This window comes from Paenisporosarcina sp. P4_D4 (assembly GCF_056401835.1).
The window spans coordinates 1-2,012 of record NZ_JBFUIO010000238.1 but is presented as its reverse complement, the minus strand read 5'-3'; the positions used below and the strand labels follow the sequence as shown (position 1 = coordinate 2,012).

3 protein-coding genes are annotated in these 2,012 nt (G+C 33.4%); all 3 read left to right on the top strand.

Translation table 11 applies throughout. The features are described 5' to 3' along the window. Nucleotides 1-764: BppU family phage baseplate upper protein (locus AC1DSL_RS17585; RefSeq protein WP_477533220.1), on the top strand; the 764-nt coding region annotated here is incomplete at its 5' end. Nucleotides 765-793: 29 nt separating this feature from the next. After that, nucleotides 794-1,066 carry a hypothetical protein gene (locus AC1DSL_RS17580; protein WP_477533219.1) on the top strand — a complete coding sequence of 91 codons (273 nt, stop codon included), beginning with the start codon at nucleotides 794-796 and terminating at the stop codon, nucleotides 1,064-1,066. Nucleotides 1,067-1,329: 263 nt separating this feature from the next. Then, a partial coding sequence (locus AC1DSL_RS17575) for a hypothetical protein (protein WP_477533218.1) occupies nucleotides 1,330-2,012 on the top strand: 683 nt, incomplete at its 3' end.

Below are 2,012 nucleotides of genomic sequence, written 5' to 3'. Positions count from 1 at the left end.
CAGCAATCGTTCCAACTTTTATACAATATGATGATGCAAGAATTGATTTTCAATTATTCGATAATGGGAAGTTATTTGATTTAACAGGATACACAATTGTAGAAGTAGCTCATAAAAGAGTTGATGGAACAATTGTAGTTGGTGCTGGTGAAATAATATTAAATGAAAAAGGACAAAAAATTGTTCGCTACGATTATCAAGGTAGTGAAATGAGTAAAGCTGGATTCATTGATACATCATTCTCAATTTTTGATGCTGAAGATAATAAAGTATCAATTCAACCATTCAAGGTTCATATTCTGAAAGACAACCGAGATGGCGTAATTGATCCTGCTAATCCTGAGTACGGATTGCTCCAAACTTATCAAGCTGAATTGGTAACATTGAAAGCTGATATGGCAGCTAAAATTGATGAGACAAATCAAGCAATATTAAATACAAAAGCTGTAGCTGTTTACGCAACTACTCAAGGAGATTATGCACTAGAGATTGCTGAATCCAATAAAAACGTACTTTTATCTCCTGTTGCTAATTTCACAGCTATTTCTACAGCGTATCCTAATCCTGTATTTGGCTCAAAAGTCCAGACTACTGACAATGGGAAAATATATCGTTGGGAAGGAACTAGTTGGAAATACGTTGAGGAAATGAATTCTAACATGCTGACAGATATTCAAAGTTCATTAGCTACTAATCTGATTAAAGTTAGTGGTACTACCCCAACAGGAACAGAAATATTTTGGTTGGACACAAGTATTCAATAATAAAGTTTAATAAAGGAGATGAATAATCAATGGGAAATGGCTATTTAGGAAGTTCAAATATTCAATCATCTGTCGCTGGTAGAGAAATTATTCCTGCTTCTCCCTCTAACTGGACTGGTGGCTACAGAGTCAGAAAATTAAGTTTTGACAATGAACAAAATTGCACAATCATTTTAAATGGCACAACTACAATTTTTCTGAAGGCAGGTCTAGGCTTTGAAATGGATTACGAAGATGCATCTATTACTAGCTTTGTGATTGTGGAGAGCGGTATTAACTATACATGGATTGGAGCATTTTAATGAAAGGCAAGGTGAACAATGATGTCATTTTTCAAAAATAAGAATAAAGGTAAAAGCGATATTAAACTAGACGATAAAACTATAGCAGTTCAGACCACTCCCCCTACTGATCCAACTAAAACACTTTGGGTTGATACAACTGCTCAATAAACGAGAAATATTTTAGATAGTCAATAAAAATAAACTATTAAATTAATATAAAACAAATTCAGACATCCATTTGGTTGTCTTTTTTTTAATTCTCAAATTGGAGGAATAGGTTAATGGCAAAATTAAAATACAAAGACGGTAATGGACAATGGCAAAATATGGCACCATCTCAGAAGGAATTTGATGATTTTAAGACATCTGCTACCGAACAGTTGGCGGAGACTGCGGCAGAAGCTACTAGTTCTATAAACTATAAAACCAAACTTCTAAAAAGCACTCCTAACCAAAAAGGATTTATAGCTTGTAATATTATAGGTGACAGCATATCTCATGGTGCAAACGCTCCAAATATGTTTGATGATTCATGGACAGCTATTCTCAGAAAAGCTTTACAAATAGATTTTAATACAAAAAATCATGGATTCATGAATTTAATGTCACCTATTAGTGGTTCTGTAGGAACTTTTACTGATTTAATTTACTTTCCAAGTGCGAACGCTCTATGGACGAAAGTAAATACTACCGACACTTTAGGATTTTTCAAAATTACATCAAGCACCGCTAATCAAGGACATAAAGGTTTCTTTCAAAAAACCAACAAGTTTTTTAAAAAGCTTGGAATTGGAGTTATTAAAAATGCAAGTGGAGGTACGGTTGATTTAAAAATTAACGGTACTGTCATTACAACACTTAATCTTAACAAAGCAACCGAAGCACAAGAAATTGTATATGTCGATGTTTCGAGTATTGCAATTTTTGCTGATTTKGAATTTKTTAATAAAACTGGCACTAACAC

What these genes read in the sequence shown, in the direction of transcription:
- AC1DSL_RS17580 (WP_477533219.1), top strand. Translation starts at nt 794, where the DNA reads ATGGGAAATGGCTATTTAGGAAGTTCAAATATTCAATCATCTGTCGCT.